General features: G+C 48.9%; 16 protein-coding genes. 1 reads left to right on the plus strand and 15 read right to left on the minus strand.

Annotated elements, in window-relative coordinates; translation table 11 throughout:
• Nucleotides 1-216 precede the first annotated feature (216 nt).
• Nucleotides 217-996: a tyrosine-protein phosphatase gene (locus tag KTO58_RS12650; protein ID WP_157752995.1), complete on the plus strand. Its 780-nt coding sequence runs from the start codon at nt 217-219 to the stop codon at nt 994-996.
• A gap of 90 nt (nt 997-1,086) precedes the next feature.
• Here the strand turns inward: KTO58_RS12650 and KTO58_RS12655 are convergent, their stop codons facing one another.
• From KTO58_RS12655 to KTO58_RS12725, 15 genes are all read right to left on the minus strand, one after another.
• Nucleotides 1,087-2,223, minus strand: a complete 1,137-nt coding sequence (locus KTO58_RS12655; protein WP_095839013.1) for a DegT/DnrJ/EryC1/StrS family aminotransferase — start codon at nt 2,221-2,223, stop codon at nt 1,087-1,089.
• Between the two features lie 42 nt (nt 2,224-2,265).
• Nucleotides 2,266-2,871: an acetyltransferase gene (locus tag KTO58_RS12660; RefSeq protein ID WP_095839012.1), complete on the minus strand. Its 606-nt coding sequence runs from the start codon at nt 2,869-2,871 to the stop codon at nt 2,266-2,268.
• 28 nt (nt 2,872-2,899) lie between these two features.
• Nucleotides 2,900-3,532, minus strand: a complete 633-nt coding sequence (locus tag KTO58_RS12665) for a sugar transferase (protein ID WP_304441906.1) — start codon at nt 3,530-3,532, stop codon at nt 2,900-2,902.
• Complete coding sequence (locus KTO58_RS12670; protein ID WP_095839011.1) at nt 3,522-4,751, minus strand: glycosyltransferase family 4 protein; 1,230 nt, start codon at nt 4,749-4,751, stop codon at nt 3,522-3,524. The genes KTO58_RS12665 and KTO58_RS12670 overlap by 11 nt, the downstream gene beginning before the upstream one ends.
• Nucleotides 4,748-5,218 carry an acyltransferase gene (locus KTO58_RS12675; RefSeq protein WP_157752994.1) on the minus strand — a complete coding sequence of 157 codons (471 nt, stop codon included), beginning with the start codon at nt 5,216-5,218 and terminating at the stop codon, nt 4,748-4,750. The genes KTO58_RS12670 and KTO58_RS12675 overlap by 4 nt, the downstream gene beginning before the upstream one ends.
• 36 nt (nt 5,219-5,254) lie before the next feature.
• Nucleotides 5,255-6,400, minus strand: a complete 1,146-nt coding sequence (locus KTO58_RS12680) for a glycosyltransferase (RefSeq protein WP_095839009.1) — start codon at nt 6,398-6,400, stop codon at nt 5,255-5,257.
• A gap of 3 nt (nt 6,401-6,403) precedes the next feature.
• Complete coding sequence (locus KTO58_RS12685) at nt 6,404-7,840, minus strand: glycosyltransferase family 39 protein (protein ID WP_095839008.1); 1,437 nt, start codon at nt 7,838-7,840, stop codon at nt 6,404-6,406.
• A 39-nt stretch (nt 7,841-7,879) separates the two neighbouring features.
• Nucleotides 7,880-9,205, minus strand: coding sequence for a right-handed parallel beta-helix repeat-containing protein (locus KTO58_RS12690; protein WP_095839007.1), 1,326 nt, complete (start codon nt 9,203-9,205; stop codon nt 7,880-7,882).
• The gene (locus KTO58_RS12695) at nt 9,195-9,767 is read right to left on the minus strand and encodes an acyltransferase (protein WP_095839006.1); all 573 of its coding nucleotides are present in this window, start codon (nt 9,765-9,767) and stop codon (nt 9,195-9,197) included. Before KTO58_RS12695 ends, KTO58_RS12690 begins: the two co-directional genes overlap by 11 nt.
• Complete coding sequence (locus KTO58_RS12700) at nt 9,764-11,035, minus strand: lipopolysaccharide biosynthesis protein (protein WP_095839005.1); 1,272 nt, start codon at nt 11,033-11,035, stop codon at nt 9,764-9,766. Before KTO58_RS12700 ends, KTO58_RS12695 begins: the two co-directional genes overlap by 4 nt.
• Nucleotides 11,013-12,056, minus strand: a complete 1,044-nt coding sequence (locus KTO58_RS12705) for an SDR family oxidoreductase (protein WP_225860232.1) — start codon at nt 12,054-12,056, stop codon at nt 11,013-11,015. Before KTO58_RS12705 ends, KTO58_RS12700 begins: the two co-directional genes overlap by 23 nt.
• Nucleotides 12,057-12,088: 32 nt before the next feature.
• Nucleotides 12,089-13,378: a nucleotide sugar dehydrogenase gene (locus tag KTO58_RS12710; protein ID WP_095839004.1), complete on the minus strand. Its 1,290-nt coding sequence runs from the start codon at nt 13,376-13,378 to the stop codon at nt 12,089-12,091.
• A gap of 45 nt (nt 13,379-13,423) precedes the next feature.
• On the minus strand, nt 13,424-15,856 hold the full coding sequence (locus KTO58_RS12715) for a GumC family protein (protein WP_095839003.1): 2,433 nt from the start codon (nt 15,854-15,856) through the stop codon (nt 13,424-13,426).
• Nucleotides 15,857-15,874: 18 nt separating this feature from the next.
• Complete coding sequence (locus tag KTO58_RS12720; RefSeq protein WP_095839002.1) at nt 15,875-16,705, minus strand: polysaccharide biosynthesis/export family protein; 831 nt, start codon at nt 16,703-16,705, stop codon at nt 15,875-15,877.
• An 86-nt stretch (nt 16,706-16,791) separates the two neighbouring features.
• Nucleotides 16,792-18,717, minus strand: coding sequence for a polysaccharide biosynthesis protein (locus KTO58_RS12725; RefSeq protein WP_095839001.1), 1,926 nt, complete (start codon nt 18,715-18,717; stop codon nt 16,792-16,794).
• Between the last annotated feature and the right edge of the window lie 918 nt (nt 18,718-19,635).

Raw genomic sequence — 19,635 nt, forward strand, 5'->3', positions numbered from 1 at the left:
CGTATATCCGATTATGTCAACAAGAGTTGCAGCAACGAAAGGGAAATGATGTACAGAGAGGTCGCCACAATACATCTGCAATCCTGCCAGATACTCACTATATTTGGACCATGACCTTCTCGCCCGTGATCATGAAGAACCCAGTTAACACCCTTAGGAAAAAATGCCTCATTGTTATGAAGCATGGCTGTATCATTAAAAACCACCGTTTTGCTTATGTTTTTATTCGGTAGCAAAAGATCAAAGGAAGAATCAGAGAAGGATTTTTTATCGTTTATAGGCACAGATCTACATTCTCATCTCGTTCCTGGTATAGACGATGGAGTACAGGACGCGGATACTTCGATACGTTTTATCCGGCAACTGGCCGACTGGGGTATTCAGCGTATTATTACCACCCCGCATATCATGACGGACCGTTATGATAATTCCAAACAGACCATTGATCCACCATTTGAGGCATTGCAGCAACGGCTCCGGCAGGAGAAGTTACCTGTACCGGTATCTTATGCAGCTGAGTATTACCTGGATGAGCACCTGTCGACCACCATGGCGACGCCTATGCTCACGCTCAATGGCAGCATGGTATTGGTGGAAGTATCTTTTGTGTCCCCTCCCTTGCATTTGCCACAGTGGCTATTCGACCTAGAGACGGGGGGGTATACGCCTTTACTGGCACATCCGGAGCGATATATCTACTACCAGCAGCATGAAGAGGAGTACGACACGCTGAAAAGAAGAGGCTGTCTTTTCCAGCTTAACCTGTTGTCACTGACAGGTTATTATGGCAGGCATGTACAAAAGGCAGCGCAGTACCTGATCAATAATAATATGATTGATTATATCGGGACGGACCTGCATCACGACAAGCACCTGGAGGCGATCCGTAAGATTGCAGGCAATAAAAAAGTGCGAAAGGTGCTGGAGAAATATCCTTTTAAAAATGCGTCACTGTTGCCGGCTGTTAATCAGCATACACCTGCTAGCGGAGGATAGGTATATACCTTTGCATAGAAAAGCCGGTAGTGTAAAAACACCACCGGCGAGCATTGAGTATAATAAAAACTGAAGTGACCGATTGATTCGTTACTTCTTCCACAATCCCTTAATGGTAGAGATTGTTGCATCCAGGGCTTCCTGGGTCAAGTTAGATCCGCTTGGCAGACAGAGCCCTATATCAAACAGTTGTTCAGATACCCCGTTTGTGTAAGTAGGTGCGCCGGCAAAAACCGGTTGCAGATGCATAGGTTTCCACAAAGGACGGGATTCGATATTCAATGCTTCCAACGTCAGTCGTACCGTTTCCCGGGTAATACCATTGCTTTGGGCCGGATCGATCAGGATGGTACTCAGCCAGCGATTACTGAAGCAGCCGGCAGGTTCTGCCAGAAAACTTACTCCATTTAATTCATTCAGCTGATCATAATAATAGTTGTAATTACTACGGCGTTGCTGTACGCGGGTATCGAGTACTTTCATCTGTCCCAGGCCTATACCAGCCGATACGTTGCTCAACCGGTAGTTGTAACCGATATGGGTATGTTCGTAGTGTGGGAACGGATCGCGTGCCTGTGTAGAGAGGAAGCGGGCTTTTTCTACCCACTCTTTATTTTTAGATACCAGGGCACCGCCGCCGGAGGTAGTGATGATCTTGTTACCATTGAAAGACAAAATGCTGATATCGCCGAGGGTACCGCATTTTTTGCCGTTGTAGGTAGCGCCTAATGCTTCTGCTGCATCTTCCAGCACCGGTATATCATAGCGGGCGGCTACTTCGCGGATGGCATCCATGTTGGCTGGCATACCGTACAGGTGTACGGGGATGATAGCTCCTGGTTTTTTACCAAGTTCCAGGCGTTCTTTGATGGCCTTTTCGAGGGATACCGGGCACATGTTCCAGGAATCGCGTTCACTGTCTATAAATACAGGGGTAGCGCCGAGATAACTCACCGGGTTGACGGTACCTGAAAAGGTGAAGCTCTGGCAGATCACTTCATCACCGGCTTTGATGCCCAGTAATATCAGTCCCAGGTGTATGGCGGCAGTGCCGCTGCTGAGCACGGCTACGTGCACATCCTCTCCGAGGTATGCTTCCAGTGACTTTTCAAAAGCCCCTACATGCGGGCCTACGGGTGCTATCCAGTTGGTGTCAAACGCTTCTTTCACATACTCGAATTCCATTTCCCCGATATGCGGAGAGGATAGCCAGATCTTAGTGTTCATAGCTTGGTCTTTCTTTTATATAATTAAATTTTTCAAGAATCGTTATCGTGTTACGGCTTCACGGATCACTTTCCCCGGGTTGCCTACGACGGTGGCCCCGTCGGGTACGTCGCGTATGACCACGCTGCCGGCCCCTATTACGGCCCATTTACCGACAGTAATGCCGGGGATGATCACGGCACCTGCGCCTACATGTGTCCCCTCCCCTACGTATACATTGCCACAAAGTGTAGCGTTAGGGGAAATGTGCACATAGTCTTCTAAGGTGCAATCGTGATCGATGGAAGCATTGGTGTTGACGATCACATGTTCGCCGATCACTACGTCGGCGTTGATGGTTACGCCTGCCATTACTACGGTGCCGGCTCCCAGCATGGCACGGGGAGAGAGGTTGCTGGCCGGGTGTAAGGCCTTTCCGTAGTTGACACCCAGTTGTTCGGCCAGGCGCTTACGGATCGCATTGCTGCCTATGGAAATAATTAATTCGTCCTGTGCGGTGTTAAAGTGTCCCGGATAACGGCTGACCGTATAGTTCCACATACGGAGTACTTCCGGATTATCGTCGAATAATCCATCCACTGTGATCTGCGCGGCTTCCAATATTTCCAGTATCACCTTAGCGTGACCGCTGGCCCCCAAAAGATACATGAGATATGGTTTTAATGATGAATGATGATCAGTTTACTCGCTCTACGGACGGCTGTTCCTCCCCGGTAAAACGCTCCATTGTTACGGCGGCCGAGGCATTGATACCTTCTGATTGTACCACTTTGAGCAGGGTACGTATCATAATTCTAATATCCAGTCCAAAACTAATATTGTCTACGTACCATACGTCGTATTCAAATTTCTGTTTCCAGCTGATGGCGTTCCTGCCATTGACCTGTGCCCATCCGGTGATGCCGGGCCTTACGTCATGCCGGCGGCGCTGTGTAGCGTTATAGAGTGGCAGGTAATCTACCAGTAAGGGGCGCGGACCTACCAGGCTCATGTCTCCTTTAATAACGTTTAGCAGCTGCGGTATCTCATCGAGCGAAGTCTTGCGGATAAAACTACCGATGGCTGTGAGTCGCTGATCGTCGGGGAGCAATTGGCCGTTGGCATCTTTTTTATCGTTCATGGTCTTGAACTTGATCACCCGGAACACGCTGTTATTACGGCCGGGCCGGGATTGCAAAAAGAATGCTTTTCCGCCGTTGGCAAACGTCAGAAATAAGGTGGCCAACAGGAATATGGGCGACAGGATGGTGAAGGCGGTGAAAGCCACCACCAAGTCCAATACCCTTTTGAAAAAATTCTTATACAGCACTGCTAATAGTTTTTAGGTATTTATCTGCCGCAACTTCCAGGGAATATTGTTCCCTGGCTACGGCCTGCGCATTCCGGCCCTGTTCTTCCAGCAAGGCGGTATTGTTCATATAATCGCAGAAGGCGGCGGCGGTGCGTTCCATATGATCGGGTGCACGCTCAAAGTTGAGTACATGCCCTACGTTCCTTTTGCGGATCACATCGGCCTGCCATCCCAGGTGGTTGATCACGACCGGTTTCCCGGCGGCGAGGCAATCGAAGAACTTGTTGGCGGAATTCGCCCATAGCTCTTTGATAGGGATGACAAAAGAGGAAGCGGCCGTACATTCGTGATACAGCTGTGGCAACCGGGATTTGGGGACCGGTTTGGCGAAGAATACGGTACGGTCCAGCAATCCCTGGTCGGCGGCCATTTTCACGACGGCTTCTTTTTGTTTACCATCGCCGAGTAACAGGTATTTCAACTCCGGGTCTATGTGTTGGGTGAGGGCTGCCAGCTGTACGAGGTAGTCCAATCCGTTCACTTCCCCGAAGGTGCCTGCGTATAGCAGTACCCGTTGTGGCTTGAAGCCGATCATGCTGCTGATGAGGTGATCATCTTCCTTATAATCCCTGAAGCGGTTTACTTCGGCGATATTGGGGATGACGGTGATACGCTCTTCGGGCAGTTTGGTACGTCTGAGTACGGAGCGTTTCATATCATCGGACAGGGCTACGACGTGAGCGGCTTTCCGGTATATATACCGTTCGAAGGATTCCAGTGCACGGATAGCCACCTTGTTGCGGATGATGCCCATCGCGATCGGTACTTCCGGCCATACGTCCCTTACTTCGAATATGTAAGGTGTTTTATGGCGCCAGCGTTTCACGATAGCCGGTACGGCGATGGTGAGGGGGGTAGAAGTCGCCAGTACCACGTTGCCATTTAGTTTCAGGAGGCGTTTGGAGGCTTCCCGCAGGAAACTGATGAACACCTGTATGCGCTTCATGAAACCTAATTTATTATCGTAGTCCAGTTTCAGGATATGCAGTTCAATACCTTCATATTGCTTTACGGTCCACTTCTCTTCGAAGGGGCCTAGTCCTTGCAGGTAGGCGCTGCTGGTTACGACTACGACTTCCTTTCCGGCGTCGATGAACCGTTTGGAAAGATCGTAGGAGCGCGTTCCTCCTGCCTGTGTGGGCAATGTAAAGTACTGATGTAAGTATATTATCTTCATAAGGCCTTGATTAATTTGGCAGGCGTACCTGCATATAAGCTCCGCTCCTGCTCCATGGGTTTGTTCAGTACGGCACCTGCTGCCAGTACGGACTGTGCAGGTAGTATGCTGCCACCGGTTACGGTACAGTTGCCGGCTATCCAGGAGCCCTTTTTGATCACTACCGGTATCATCTGTGATTTGCCGAAGCGGTAAGAGCCATTACTGAAGGTGTGGTTACCACCGGAGATCACGCAATTGGGTCCTACGAGCACTTCATCTTCTATAGTGATATCGGTACCTATTACTACTACATTATGTGCGATGTATACGTTGTTTCCTACGCTAAGACCTGACAGTGAGTTAAAGATTACGGTAGCCGAGGGCTGGAAGTTGCTGCCGCATTTTTTCATCATCAGCGAATACAGGAATCCCCGGAAGCGCATGAAAATGGGCATATTGGGCAGCAGCAGCGTGATCGTACGCACAAACCAGGAATATATAATCGATATACGTACCATTATCTATTGAAATATCTTTTTGATGAACTGCTGAATCGTTACTTGTTTCACTTTGCCATAAGCCTGGTGCCGGAGTTTTACTGCCCTTTGCGGCTCTCTGGTCAGGGCGATGATCTTCTCTGAGAAGGCGGCATCGTCGTTAAAGCCGGCGAATACGATGTCTTCATCATCTTTGAACATACCCGGCAATGAACCTACCGGTGTGCTTACTACGTTGATACCGTTGGCCATGGCTTCGAGTATTACACGTGGGGAGCCTTCGGAGAGGCTGGCGAATACGAATATGTCGTGAGAGCGAAGGTATTCGTTCAACGTTTCGCGCTTATCGACATGACCGGTAAATACGACTGCGGCTGCTATATTGAGCTGTGCGGCGATGTCTTTCAGTTCTTTTTCGAATTCGCCGCTGCCGACGATGGTGAGGCGGGCCTGCGGGTATTGCTGTGCGATCCGGTGGAAGGCACGTATCACGGTCTCTACGCCTTTGGCTTTACGCAGGTATCCTACGTATAGCAGGCGTGGCGCCACCATATCTATCTGTTTGGTATCATCCAGGTAGAAGTCGTCTTCATTGAGTGTGGTGGAGATCACGGCGTTGGCGGGGATCCCCTTGCCTGCCAGTTTCTCTTTCAGGTGGAAGCCGTTGGTGAAGACGTTGGCGCCTTTGCAGGCCCAGAGATAGGCTTTATGCTCGGGCATAAAGCCGGATATCAGTGCCATCTTACGCCAGGTGCTGAAGTTGGGATTAGTCTTTGCGGCATCCACGGGATCGCCGACAAAGTGGATGATCCTTTTTTTGTTTTTGAAATACAGTTTTCCCAACCAGCCAAAGGGTACCGGGTACCGGGCATATACTTCGTCGTACCTGCCGTGTAATGTTTTATATGCATTGATATAAGCACGCAGATGGGGTACTGCCGACATATAGCTACCGGAGTAAGGCAGTTCCTTTACTGTTACATTTTTGAAACCCTCGAGGGGCATCAGTCCGTTCTCTGTCATACTGGTACTCACTTTCACGGGCGACAGCAGGCATACTTCCTCGTAGTATTTTACGATCTCCCGCAGGTATACCCAGTGCGTGTAGGGCAGGTAATAAGCTGCACCCATTTTGTGCACGACCCAAGCATGTACTAAAATCCTGGCCATAGTTTATATTAATCCTCTAGATGTTAACCTTACATAGGTAAATACGCCTATACAGAGCAGCATAACGCCCAGATAGATCGTGTTCAGGACCTCCTCTTTACGGGTAGGCCGCAGTATAAAATATCCCGGGAATGCCAATAGCAGCATTACCTCGGCCGGCAGTGACTGCCGTAAGTCGAAAATAGATATGGAAGTCGCCTGTATCCCCTTGTACATGGCGTAGATAAACAAGGGAAAGAACAGCGGCTTATAGTATTGTTTTAAGGCTTTGAACTTATTGCCTATTAGGAAGATGAAGATGAAATATTTCATGACCATCATCCAGAGCAGCGGTGCGTAGGCGTAGTTCAGCACTTCTGAGTCGATATCGACGATGGTGATGATGGGGGTAAAGAATGCGGCGACGAAGTAGAGCGGTGCGCCCAGCAGGCCGACGATCCCCATGGCCGAGTTATTGCTGAACTTTTCGGGTAAGGTGGCGGCTTCTCCATCGCGGCTGTTGGCGCGGGAGTCGATGTAGGTGAACAAGTCATCTTCCAGTAGTCCGAGTTCGCTGAAATAGTGCCATACGGCAAAAAATATGACCAAGGCGATACAGACGCCGACGGCTACTTTGATGATATATGTTTTCCGTTCCACTTTTGCCGGGAAGAAGATACGATAAGCGGCATATCCGCCCAGTACGGCCAATATCACGACGGGCCGGAAGAATACCAGCGGCATCAGTACGACGGTGGCTAGTATGGTATACAGCAGGTATTTCTGCCGGTAGATGGATAGTAGCAGCAGGTAAGCGCCTGTTACCATAAACAGTAGCAGGAAGGTATCTTTCAGCTGCAGGGAAGAAAAGGTGACCAGTACTGGCGAAAAACACAGCAGGCTGCCGAAGAAGCGGGTGTATTGATTACTTCCGTATATCAGCTTGGCCATACGGTATACGATGATCACAGTGAAACCGCTGGCGAAAGCGTTGGCGATACGAGGTACCCACCAGCCATCGCCGAATATCAGCATCAGGAAGGCGCTGATATTGGGAAAGCCGGAGTAGAAGCCCCTTGAGAAAGCTACTGCCGGGTTTACGTTGATCGGATGATATTGCCAGCTGCCATAGATATTACGGCTGGCTTTATCATACATATAGTCATCTTTAAAAGAAAGGAAGGGCACGCCTAGTTTTTCTTCCAGGAAGTGCGCGAAGATGAATACGAAGAGTATTTTGTTGAGTATACCAAACAGCAGCAGGTTTCTTTCGTAGGCGAATTCGTCGGTATGTTCAAATACCCGGAAAGCCAATACTGACATAAATAACGAATATGCCAGGTAGATGGTGCCTCCGAAGTGAAAGGACGTCGGGAACTGCAAAAAGAAGATGGGGAACAGGTAGACCAGCACGTTGAACGTGATGAACACCCTGTTATATTTACTGATGGCAAGATTCATTATCGATGATACACGGGCCTGCGGGCCGCTGGTTTATTGTTATTGATTATATTTTACCTTGATGATACCGCCGTTGTTGTCTTTTGCTGTGGTACTTATGCGGGTGGCGGCTGCGGCGCCGGCGCCCTGTACTTTTACATCTCCATCTACATCGAGGTCATCGATCTGGCCTTGTACCCGGAAAGCATTTTTGCCATTGCTGTTTTTGATGGAACAACCTTCAAATGACAGGCGGGTATTGCCCGCGGTAGCTTTCCTGTCAGCAGTCGATGCGCTGGAGAAGGCATTGCGGGTGGCGGCAGCGCCGGCACGGGTAGCGGCGGCACTTCCTCCTTTACGATCGCTGCGGAAGAGTACGGAAGAGGTTACATTTTTTTCTTTGGCATTGTCGATGAAGTCTACTTTGCGGAAGGTGGTCTGATAGCCGGCTACTTCGCGGTAGATGACACCTTCTTTCTGGTTGTCCTGGATCTTGCTGTTTTCTACCAGCACGTTACCCATTACCTTGTTGCCTTCCCGGTTGTTGAAGGAGATACCGGCGGAGCGGTTGCCGGAGATATCGGAGTTGCGTACGGTGATACCTACGGTGGCGCTGTGGTCTTTCAGGTTGAGCGGGGAGATCGAGATACCCGGGCCGCGGTTGCCTTTGATGACACAGTTTTCTATTACACAATTATCCAGGTATTGATTGGAGGAATTGGGTTCGAAGTCGATGCCTGCTGACGGCGGTGCGCCCGCGGTGCCGGTGATGGTACAATCTTTTATCAGCAATCCTTTTACGGAGATGACGCTGATGCCCTGCCGTTTCTGGTTGCGGATGGTGCAGCGTTGTATTTTGATATCGGAGCAGTAGTTATCTGCTTTGTTGTTTGTACCGACATATACGCCATCGCCGCCACTGCCATCGAGAACGAGGTTATCGATGAGGGCTTTTCTGACGTCCATGAGTTTGATGTTCATACGCCATTGGCCATCAGTATATTCTTCCCTGTTCATTTTGAGGGTCGCGCCATTGCCGATGAGTTTGAGGTTTTTAACTCCATCGAAGAGGAAGAGGCCATCATATTTGCCTGGGAAGGCGCCCCGTTTGGCTTGTACGACTGCTCCTTTTTCGAATACGACGGTAAGGTTATCGCGGGTGATGGTCACGGGTGCGATCACCCAGGGTCCGTTCTGGCGATCTACGTATACGGTATCGTATTTAGGATCGTTCAGCACTTGCTGAAAGACACGGGTATCGTCTGTACCGGAGTATCCCCGGGCAGACAGTTTAATAGAAGCCGCATAGGTGATCTGGGCGGAGAACAGGCCTATTATGCCGGCCGCCATACATGTCATAATGCTGGATGATGATCTAGGCTTCATGGTATTCTTGGTTTACGCGTGAATAAAGCGGTTTGTAGAAAGCAGCCGGAGATCCGAAGAAGATACCGTTGGTATCGAGGGATTTGGTGACTACGCTACCTGCGCCTACAATCACGTCTTTACTGATCGTCACGCCTCCCATAACCCTTACATCACATCCCAGCCATACGTTGGGTTCGATCGTGATGGCCTGTCTGGCTACCGGATTTTTGCGAATGGGAAGGGACTGATTGTTCCAGGTATGACTGGAGCTGATCAGTGTGCAATTGTGAGCGATGGAAACATCGTTACCGATCCTGATGGTACCATATCCGTCCATATAGGAGTAGTCGTGAATGCTTACGCCTGTGCCGATATGGATACTTTTCCAATGTTTGATGGTGACATTGGGGCCGATAATCACCTGCTGTCCCAGGCTGCCTAAGAGTCTTTTACAAATACAATACCGGAATAGCAGAAACGGCTTCTGGGAATAGGGTTTTATGCAATCGTAAAAGAAGACAGACAATCCTGCTGGCAGGACTTTGAGTATGCTTACTATGATGTTGATGATCGTGTTCATTGTTCCACTAAAACAGGTTCTTTAATAGCTGCTTCCTTCACTGGCCGGGTCCGCTTGAGGCCGAAGTAGATGGGGATGAGCAGCAGTATGCATTGCATGATGCTGGTAAGCAGGAAAGTATAAGCGGCCCCTTCTACGCCACTGCGGCTGATGAGCAAGTATCCGCAACCCAGGCAGAACAATACCAGTGCCAGGTATACGGGGAATTGCATGCGGAAATATTTCATTGCATTCAGCACATTATTGAGTGAGAAGGCGAGGAAGGAGAATACGGAGCCTGCGAAAATGATGGTCAGCAACGTTTTGTTGCCCGTAAAATCTTTATTATAGAGTAAGGGGAATACGAAGTCGCTGATGGGTACAAGGATGAATTGCATCAGTCCCAGTACGAGTACGAACAGCAGTTCTTTTCTGACGAGGCGCATGAATTTACCTTTTTCGCCTTTGCTGAGGTAGGCGGCCAGGGAGGGCAGGCTATTCTGTACGATGGACTGGATGAAGATGCGGGAGAAGATGATCAGGTAGAAGTAACCGGCGAACAGGCCCAATTCGTGGCTGCCGGCATATTTTTCCAGCAGGAAGCGCGGGATATTGGGCAGCAGGTATACCAGCAGTAGGGAGAGGCCGGTGATACCGCCGGTGATGAGCATCTGCCGCAGCAATGTTTTGTTGCCGGAGAAGATGTCCAGGTGACCGATCTCTTTTTTCAGGTAGTAGAAATCCATCACCAGGCTGATGAAATAGGCCAGTGGCAGCGACAGCAGGGCCAGTTCGAATGACTGTATGAACTGGAATGACAGTGCAGCCAGGGCGATGGAGAGTATGGATCGAACGGTGAGGCGGCGGCCGTAGATGAAGTGTTTCTTTTGTTTCTGGAATTCGGCGTGGATGATATCGCTGATCATTTCGAAGAACTTGGCGACGCCGAGGGAAACGAATATACCGACGCTGGATTGGTAGAAGAACAATCCGATGAATATGACTATGAGCAGGAAGAGGGCATCACCGATGATGCGGGTGGTGAACATGACAGGCAGCCCGTATTGATCTTCCTGATCGGATACGTGCATATTGCGTAGCTGAAAGGTAAAGAAGGCAAACAGCGGCAATATCCAGGCCTGTGCGAGTGAGAACACGCCCATGCTGCCTGTTCCGTATTTTTTGGCAATGAGGGAGAATATCACCCATTGGCTAAAGGAACTCAAAAAATTGCCCACAAATGAGTAAGAGTAGTTCTTAAAAGAACTACCCTTTAATGCTTTGATCATAGTAGTATTTAAAAGTTTCGCTCAGTCCGTCCTTGATCTGGAAGGCAGGTTCGTATCCTACGAGTTGTTTGGCCTTGGAGATATCTGCCAGGCTATGTCTTACATCTCCGGCGCGTTCTGGTTTGTAGGCCGGTTGCATGTCTATTCCGGCGATGGATGAGATCAGCTGCCATAGTTCATTCAGGGAGGTCTTATCGCCGCAAGCGATGTTGATGACCTCGTGCGTGGTGGCTTGTGGGCCTGCCATCAGTGATTTGATATTGGCCTGGATGGCATTTTCCACGTAGGTAAAGTCGCGGGAGGTTTCGCCATCGCCGTTGATCACCGGTTGTTTGCGTTCGATGGCTGCTTCCATGAACAATGGTATTACGGCGGCGTAGGGGCCTCTGGGATTCTGCCGGGGGCCGAATATGTTGAAGTAGCGGAGACCGGTGGTATGGAACTGGTATACGCGGGAGAATACGCCGGCGTATAGTTCGTTGACATACTTGGTGACTGCGTAGGGTGATAATGGGTTACCGATGAGGTCTTCCTGTTTGGGAAGGCCGGGGTGGTCGCCGTAGGTACTGGAGCTGGCGGCGTATACCATGTGTTTTACTTTGGCATCGCGGGCTGCTAAGAGCATATTGAGGAAACCACTGATATTGACTTCGTTGCTGGTGATCGGGTCGTTGATAGAGCGGGGTACGGAGCCCAGTGCGGCCTGGTGGGATACGTAGTCGATGCCTTCTACGGCCCGGATACAATCTTCCAGCTGGCGGATATCGCCTTCTATCAGTTCGAAAGCGGGATTGTCGATGAAGGGGGCCAGGTTCTCGCGGGAACCGGTAGCGAAGTTATCCAACACTCTTACCTTGCCGGCGCCGTATTTGAGCAGGTATCTGACGAGGTTAGAGCCGATGAATCCGGCGCCGCCAGTTACCAGGAAGGAAAGGTTAGTCAGGTCCTGTTGATGATATGGTTTATCGTACATGGTATTTTTCTCCTTGTGAGCTGCGTATATGAGTGCGATCGCACCCATATACATCAGCTGCTTATTTATTTAGTTAATCGTTACAGGCGGGCATCTACCAGTTCTTTTGGCAGGATACCCTTCACATCGTATACTACGGCTCTGTTTTTACAGAGCTTATTGATATCGAGTTGTTTGAACTCTTCGTGTGCTACGGCGAGGATAATGGCATCGTAATCGCAAACAGTGTTCAGTTCTTGTATGGAATCCCAGCCATATTCGTGTTTTACTTCAGCTGGAGTAGCCCAAGGATCGTATACTGTAATATTCATATCGTATCCTTTCAGGGTGTTAAGGATATCTATGACGCGGGTGTTACGAACATCGGGACAGTTCTCCTTGAAGGTGACCCCCAGTACGAGCACATTGGATTGTTTTACGGGAATGTCTTTCCTGATCATGCGGCGGATCACTTCATGTGCGATATATTCGCCCATGCCATCGTTGAGGCGGCGGCCGGCGAGGATGATCTCGGGGTGGTATCCGGCTTCCTGTGCTTTCTGGGCCAGGTAGTATGGATCTACGCCGATACAGTGACCACCTACCAGTCCGGGTCTGAACTTGAGGAAGTTCCATTTGGTACCGGCGGCCTGGAGTACATCGTCGGTATCGATGTCGAGGCGGTTGAAGATCTTGGCCAGTTCATTCACGAAGGCGATGTTGATATCGCGTTGTGCATTTTCGATCACTTTGGCAGCTTCTGCTACTCTGATAGAAGCAGCTTTGTGGGTGCCGGCGGTGATCACGGTGCGGTATAATGTATCTACCTTCTCTGCCACTTCGGGGGTAGAGCCGGAGGTTACTTTCAATATTTTGGCAACGGTATGTTCTTTATCGCCCGGGTTGATACGTTCGGGGGAATAGCCCGCGAAGAAGTCTTCGTTGAATTTCAGGCCGGATATTTTTTCGAGTACGGGTACGCACTCGTCTTCTGTTACGCCGGGATATACGGTAGATTCGTATACTACGATATCGCCTTTTTTCAGCACCTTTCCTACTGTTTCGCTGGCTTTGTACAACGGTGTAAGATCAGGGCGGTTGTTCTTATCTACCGGTGTGGGTACCGTTACGATAAAGTAATTGCAGGAGCGGATGTTTTCCAGTTCGTTTGAACAGAACAAGCCTATTTCGGTGCTACAGTCTGGCGTTAATACTGCTTTAAGGTCTTCATCGGCCACTTCCAGGGTATGGTCATGTCCGCTCATCAGTTCACTGATTCTTGCAGCGTTGATGTCAAAACCTATTACCTTAAATTTCTTTGCGAATTCCACGGCCAGTGGCAGTCCTACATATCCAAGGCCGATAATTGCAATTCTTGCATCCTGTTTCATATAAACGGCTATTTTTCTGTATTTAATTTTAGTGTTGTAGTTATGTTATGATTGTTTTGTCAAGAGCTTTGATATGCGTTTAAAGAAGCCTTTTCGTTCGGCTTCCATACCATAAGCGCCATATCCACCATATCCGTAACCATATCCGTAGCCATAGCCATATCCGGGGGAGGCTTTCACGTCATTGATGACCAGGCTCATTTTCCTCATTTTCTTGTTAAGGTACAAATCCTTGGACAATTGGAGCTGTTGACGGAAGGTGTATCCATGGCGTACGAGGTAGAGGGAGGCATCTGCGTGTTTGGCGAGCAGTTGCGCATCTGTTACGAGGCCTACGGGCGCTGTATCTACGATGATATAGTCGAATTCTTCCCGCAGGTAGGCAAACAGGGCATCTGTTTCTTCTGTGAGCAGGAGTTCTGCCGGGTTAGGCGGTACGGGACCGGAGGAGATGACGAAGCAGTTTTCATGCAGGCCGGAGGGCTTGATGATGGCTTCCATCGGTGACTGGCGGATGGCGTAGGTGCTGAATCCTATATGGTTGCTGAGGCCCAGCTTATCCGATATTTTGGGTTTGCGGAGGTCCATTTCCATGAGCACTACTTTTTTGCCGGACAGGGCCAGTATGATGGCCAGGTTGGCGGCGATGAAGGATTTACCTTCACCGCTCATGCTGGAGGTGAGCAGGATGACCTTATCGTTGCGGCCGGAGAGTACGAACTGTAAGTTGGTACGCATGGCGCGGAATTGTTCTACCAGTGGTGTTACTGCATCTTTTTTGACGATGATGAGGTCTTTGGTATCGGCATGGCCGATCTCGGCCAGTACGGGTACGGGGGTGCCCTCTGTGATATCGTCTTTGCTCATGATGCGGGTGTTGAGCAGTTCGCGGATACGCAGGAAGCCGGCCGGGATGATAAGGCCCATTACAAATGCCAGTACGTATACTACGGGGCGTTTGGGTTTGAAGGGCAGGGCATCGCTTTTGGCGGGATCTATGATGCGTGCTACGGCGAGGTTAGAGGATTTGGAGATGGCGGATTCTTCTCTCTTCTTGAGGAGGAACAGGTATAGTTCCTGTTTGATGGCCTGTTGGCGGGAGTAGTCGAGGAAGATGCGTTCTTTGCCTGGTACCTGTTGTATCTGGCGGTTCATGGCGCCGGAGTTGCGTTGCAGTTCGCCGATACCGGCCTGGATACCTCTGCGGAAGGTGGCGAGGTTCTGCTGGATATCGCCACGCAGTCCGCCCAGTTGGCGGTCGATGTTCTGCACGACTGGGTTAGCTTCTGTGCTGGCCAGTAGCAGGCGTTCTCTTTCGAGCTGGAGGGTATTATATTTTTCTACCAGCCCTACGAAGGTGGGGTCCTGTACGACGAGAGAAGAGGGCACTACCCTTTTTCCGTTGTCGCGGAGGTACGCTTCGAGTGATTCGGCCACGCTGAGTTTGACTTGTTCGCCTACGATCTGTTTGGTCATTTCGCTGTTGCCAACGACCAGTTGTTTGGATTGTTCGCTGAGGTCTGCCAGTTGGTTTTCCTGTTTGAACTGTTGTATTTCTTTTTCGACGCCGGTGAGTTCTTTACTTACGAGTACGAGGCGTTTGTCGATGAATTCGATGGTGCTATCGGCGATACGGTTCTTATCTTCTACGCTGGCTCTGAGGTAGGCTTCGATAAGATCGTTGAGTATCTTCTCTCCTTTCTCCGGTATTTGTTCGGATATGCTGAGGTCGATGGTACTTACCTGTTTGGTGGGTATGTTGACGTTCAGGCGGCGCTGGTAGTCTGCTACGGTAGCGTCGATAGATGCGACATTGATGAGGTAGTAAGGTTTATCGACGGCATATCCTGGCTTGCGGATGATGGTGAGCAAGCCTTCGGGCAGGTTGATGGTATCATTCCAGGAAGCTTTCTTTTCCAGGTTGGTACGTGACAGTGTGAACTGGTTGCCGGCGGCGGGTTTAAGTGTATAGTTCACCTGAGCGAGGGTATCTTTGAGATAGATCCAGCGTACGTTGAAGGGCAGTTTGTCGAATTGTTCTGTTTCGGCGACGCGACCTTCAACGAATACTTTAACGTTAAGCTGATCATCTTTAACCACTTTCTCCATGAGGGAGCGTGATTTGAGTATTTCGGCTTCGTTGTCTACATTGCTTTGGCTGGAGAACATTTCGAGTTGATCCAGTATTTCGCCACCTGGGAGGTTAGCTCCTTTCTTTTCATCTTTCACCAGTACTTTGGCGGTGATCTTGTAGGTGGGTTTGGTGTAGCGGAGATAGACGAATGCGCAGGCGATCATTACGACCACGCAGATGGCGAAGAGGTACCAGTAGCTGGTGAACCGGTCTACCATTTTCCGGAGGCTGAAGCTGCTGCGCTCTTCGGCGGGAGGTGTGGGCGTTACGCCATTGTAGACGCCGTTGCCATTACCATTGCCATTAAGCGGCGCTCCGTTTTGTATGTAGTTGTTATGCGACATAATCGGATGTTTTGAGCATTAGAAATTAACCCTGGAAGCGATCACGATGAGGAGGGTGAGTACGGATGCCATGATGGAGATCCTTTTCACCTGTGCCATATCGGTGGAAGCTACTTTAGCTTTATTAGGTTCAACGTATACGACGTCTCCCTGGTGGAGGAAGTAGTAGGGGGAGTTGAACACCTGGCTATCGTTCAGGTTAAATCTGATGAATTCCTTTTTGCCATTGGTTTCGCGAATGAGCATGACGTTTTCGCGTTTGCCGTAGATGGTGAGGTCGCCGGCCATGCCTAAGGCGTCGAGGAGTGTTACTTTCTCGTTAGGCATGACGTAGGTGGACGGTCTGGCGACTTCTCCCAGTACGGTTATTTTGAAATTGGCGAAACGCACATTCACAACGGGATCTTTATAATAGGCAGCGGCTTTGTTACGGATTTCGTCTCTTACGGCGGAGGTAGTTTTTCCGGCGACGTTGATCTTCCCGATGAGCGGCAGTACGATATTGCCCTCGTTGTCGACGAGGTATCCGGTGATACCGCTGGGGAGGTTGGGATTGGAGCCGGAGCCACCGGTGCCGCTTACGGACCATTGAGCGGTATTTTGCTGATTGAGCAGTACGGTGGCGTTGGGATCGAGTGTTTGTATGGACACCTGTAGAATATCATCGGTTTGTACCACGGGGGTATTAAAAGATACCTGGCTGACGGATCTGTATTTTACAGAATCCGGGATGTCTTTGAAATACGCGATATTCTTCGGGGAGGAACAGGATGCGAGGTAGAGGCAGGCAATGGCTGCTGCCCCCATTTTTAAAAGTAGCTTAAATCGACTTTTGAAAAACAAGTTCATGGTATGTCACTATCAGTTTTTAAAAAATACTCAGTCAGCAGGCATGTACGTTATGCCTGGATATATACTCTATGCAAGTAGTATTACTACATTTTAATCTTATCCTTATCTAATTGCTCGTAGGCTGAATTCTTGCTTATAAATTCCGGCACCAATTGTTTCATAAGGACTACTGTAGGTGTGATATAGTGTTTATGTGCGGCGGTGATCAGGTTATCGATGCCTTCGTTCACTTCTGTGAAGTCGTAGGTACGCACGGTGGCGATCATGATCTTCTCGTGATAGGTAGGCATTGTATTTTCCGCATTGTTGAGCAATTCTTCGTAGAGTTTTTCTCCAGGGCGGAGGCCGGTGAACACTACTTTGATATCGCGTCCTGGTTCTTTGCCGCTCATGCGGATCATTTTAGTGGCCAAGTCCGCGATCTTCACGGGTTGTCCCATATCGAACACGAAGATCTCTCCGCCTTTTCCCATGGCGCCGGCTTCGAGTACGAGCTGGCATGCTTCGGGGATGGTCATGAAGTAGCGGGTGATTTCGGGATGTGTTACGGTGAGTGGGCCACCTTTTTCCAATTGTTTTTTGAAGCGGGGTATTACGGAGCCATTTGATCCTAATACGTTACCGAAGCGGGTGGTAATGAATCGTGTTGGAGGGCCGTATTTTTTACCCAGTTTATTATATTGTTCGGTGAGGTGATTGTTATATGCCTGTGCGAATATTTCGGCGATACGTTTGGAGGCGCCCATTACGTTGGTGGGATTCACGGCTTTATCGGTGGATACCATTACGAATTTTTCGGCGCCGAATTCTACGGCCAGTTCTGCTATTATTTTGGTGCCCATTACATTATTGAGTACGGCGATGGAAGGATTTTTTTCCATCATGGGTACGTGTTTGTAAGCGGCGGCGTGGTAAACGATAGCGGGTTCGTATACTTCGAACAGTTGTTGCATGCGTACGCGATCGCAGATGTTGGCGATGTAGGGTACGATGGTGGTTTCGGGAGCTTTTTCGAGCATTTCCATCTCCAGTTCATGGAGGGGGGATTCTGCTTTATCGCAGAGGATGATAGCGGAGGGTTCGAGTTTTGCGAGTTGTCTAACCAGTTCGCTACCGATAGAGCCGGCAGCGCCCGTTACCAGTACCGCTTTCCCTTTCAGCTCGCGGCTCACTTGTTCGTTTTTGATCTCTATCACAGAGCGCTCCAGCAGGTCTTCAATATTGATATCTTTTAGTTGTGTGTCACTCCATCCTTCGTTGATCCATTTATCGGCGGGCAGTACTTTCTGTACGCGGATATCGAGGAGAATACAATGTTCTACGAGTTCGTTGAGTAAACCCGGGGCGATGTTTTCTTCTGCGATGATCAACAATTTCACTTTGCTTTCGCGGGCCAGTTTTTCGAGGGAGGCCTTTGTAGCGGCGTATATGGGTAATCCTTCGAGGCGTTTACCGGAGCGGCGTTTTTCATCGAGGAATGCCACTACGCGCAAGCTGGCGTTGGGATCTTCGGCGATGGCTCTGCGTACTACGAGACCGGAGTGGCTGGAGTTGAATACAGCTGCTTTGGTGCTGGAGATAGCGCGGAAGCTGTTATAATATTTAAACAGCCATTTCACGATGAGCCGGTAAGAGAGTTGGAAGAAGGTATTAATAAAGAAGTTGATGAGGATGACGGACACGGGGAATACGTGAGCGCCGGTGCCGAGTGCTTCGGTGGCATCGATGGTGCAATATGCGATGGCGCTGATGACGTTAACGAAGGATATACGACCGATATCGGCGAGACTGGTGTGTCTTACGATACCTGAGTATGATCTAAGTAACAGTGATAACAGCAGATTGACACCAACTACCAGGGTGATTATGTTAGTGATTGGATATTTTTCGAAAGTATCCAGATCAAAATTCAGCCTTAAAAGAAAGGCAAGGCAGATTGCTACTGTGGCGCACCCAAGGTCTAATGTAAGAATTAGCCATGAGGGGGTTATCCATGATTTTTTAATCATTGGTCTAATAATAAAGATAAGGTTAAAACTATAGTTCAAGTATAATCACTTCAATGCATCACATGGTTGGCAAATTGAAATTCTCAAACTTGGTTACTTCAATATGGTTCTTTTTAATATACTCGCTGGTTGACTATTTGCCTACACTAGTTGCATCTCGGTTCAAGTCGCGGGGCGTTAATAGTTCAAGTCGGTTTGTTTCAAATCGTTCACAAAATAGATATTTAATGCTTATACTTTCATTAAGAAAAAATGAAGATTACTATAATTTTAAAATTATAATATTAAATATCTGTAATATTAAAGAACTTAAATACTGATAGTTCAAGTAAAAGGCTTGCCTGTGATGATTTTAGCGAGGTGTGCAATAAGACGTCTGTCTCTTTTGCATCATTTCACTTTTTTTACACACCGGCATAATAACGGCGGAGGTTATACGTTAACTCCCGTATTTCAGTTCGTTATTACGCAACACGATGCATATTTTTTGTAGACATTTTGTCGGTATGACAATTTGGGAAGGCAAGGTGCAACGTGGACACCTGCTGTCTTTTCAATCTGGCACAAGCCTTTACAAATGTAGTTCGCATAATTTGTCAAGTATTGCATGACTCTAAAGTTGGTAGCTGATTGCAATAAAGATGTATCGGTTGTTGTTAATTATCCATTCTTGGTGTATCGTTGAATTCGAACATCTCAATTAACGAGCGTAGGAGACGCAAACACTATACCAGTTTTTGTTTTTCTCAACAATCAAGCCCCTGTCTTATACATCATTTAATATTAAGGTAATATTGTTACATAATTTACAAAACGGCTACGCCCAGCATGACAGGCGTTTTACGTGGCTTGCAGCATACTTTTTTTATGGTGGTAATGCGGTTTTATGAGGGAATGAAAATAAACAGGATTGTTTGA

The sequence above is a fragment of the Chitinophaga pendula genome (assembly GCF_020386615.1).
Taxonomy (GTDB): domain Bacteria; phylum Bacteroidota; class Bacteroidia; order Chitinophagales; family Chitinophagaceae; genus Chitinophaga; species Chitinophaga pendula.

What these genes read in the sequence shown, in the direction of transcription:
- KTO58_RS12685 (WP_095839008.1), bottom strand. Translation starts at nt 7,840, where the DNA reads ATGAATCTTGCCATCAGTAAATATAACAGGGTGTTCATCACGTTCAAC.
- KTO58_RS12670 (WP_095839011.1), bottom strand. Translation starts at nt 4,751, where the DNA reads ATGAAGATAATATACTTACATCAGTACTTTACATTGCCCACACAGGCA.
- KTO58_RS12690 (WP_095839007.1), bottom strand. Translation starts at nt 9,205, where the DNA reads ATGAAGCCTAGATCATCATCCAGCATTATGACATGTATGGCGGCCGGC.
- KTO58_RS12720 (WP_095839002.1), bottom strand. Translation starts at nt 16,705, where the DNA reads ATGAACTTGTTTTTCAAAAGTCGATTTAAGCTACTTTTAAAAATGGGG.
- KTO58_RS12700 (WP_095839005.1), bottom strand. Translation starts at nt 11,035, where the DNA reads ATGATCAAAGCATTAAAGGGTAGTTCTTTTAAGAACTACTCTTACTCA.
- KTO58_RS12660 (WP_095839012.1), bottom strand. Translation starts at nt 2,871, where the DNA reads ATGTATCTTTTGGGGGCCAGCGGTCACGCTAAGGTGATACTGGAAATA.
- KTO58_RS12695 (WP_095839006.1), bottom strand. Translation starts at nt 9,767, where the DNA reads ATGAACACGATCATCAACATCATAGTAAGCATACTCAAAGTCCTGCCA.
- KTO58_RS12715 (WP_095839003.1), bottom strand. Translation starts at nt 15,856, where the DNA reads ATGTCGCATAACAACTACATACAAAACGGAGCGCCGCTTAATGGCAAT.
- KTO58_RS12705 (WP_225860232.1), bottom strand. Translation starts at nt 12,056, where the DNA reads ATGGGTGCGATCGCACTCATATACGCAGCTCACAAGGAGAAAAATACC.
- KTO58_RS12725 (WP_095839001.1), bottom strand. Translation starts at nt 18,717, where the DNA reads ATGATTAAAAAATCATGGATAACCCCCTCATGGCTAATTCTTACATTA.
- KTO58_RS12655 (WP_095839013.1), bottom strand. Translation starts at nt 2,223, where the DNA reads ATGAACACTAAGATCTGGCTATCCTCTCCGCATATCGGGGAAATGGAA.
- KTO58_RS12650 (WP_157752995.1), top strand. Translation starts at nt 217, where the DNA reads ATGTTTTTATTCGGTAGCAAAAGATCAAAGGAAGAATCAGAGAAGGAT.
- KTO58_RS12680 (WP_095839009.1), bottom strand. Translation starts at nt 6,400, where the DNA reads ATGGCCAGGATTTTAGTACATGCTTGGGTCGTGCACAAAATGGGTGCA.
- KTO58_RS12710 (WP_095839004.1), bottom strand. Translation starts at nt 13,378, where the DNA reads ATGAAACAGGATGCAAGAATTGCAATTATCGGCCTTGGATATGTAGGA.